This window comes from Streptomyces sp. SID13726 (genome assembly GCF_010548375.1).
Lineage (GTDB): Bacteria > Actinomycetota > Actinomycetes > Streptomycetales > Streptomycetaceae > Streptomyces.
Map to the genome: position 1 here is coordinate 1 of NZ_JAAGLY010000274.1, position 510 is coordinate 510.

Genomic DNA, 510 nt, shown 5'->3' on the forward strand with positions numbered 1-510 from the left:
TGCTCATCTGGTTTCCTCGGTGGTTCCGGGGGCCGGCTCGGTCCCGCTCGCCTCGTCGGACGAGGCGGTCGGGTCGGTGATCGGTGCGCTGCTCGTGTCGGTGCCGCCCGGGGCCGTGCCGGTCCCGTCCTCGCCCTCCACGGTATCCCGATCCTCTCCGAGGCGACGCTCGACGTTCCGCGCGACCGCGATGATGCGGTCGCCCTTGTCGGGCTTCGCGAACGTCACCCCCTGCGTGTTGCGGCCCGTGAGGTTCACCTCGTCGACCGCGGACCGCACGATCTTCCCGCGTTCCATGATCACCAGCACCTCGTCGTCGGCCTCTGTCACCAGAGCCCCCACGAGATCTCCACGAGCCTCCACCAGGTTCGCGACCTTGATGCCCAGACCGCCACGGCCCTGGACCCGGTACTCGTCGATCCGCGTGCGCTTCGCGAACCCGCCCTCGGTCACGACGAAGAGGTCGGAACCCTCCTCGACGACGTCGGTCGAGAGCAGCTCGTCGCCCTC

The 510-nt window shown here is 69.6% G+C and carries 1 protein-coding gene; it reads right to left on the bottom strand.

Going from position 1 to position 510, the window contains the following annotated elements; genetic code table 11:
• Positions 1–3: 3 nt before the first annotated feature.
• The coding region (locus G3I78_RS47590) for a DNA gyrase C-terminal beta-propeller domain-containing protein (RefSeq protein ID WP_275424931.1) at positions 4–510 on the bottom strand (507 nt) is incomplete at its 5' end.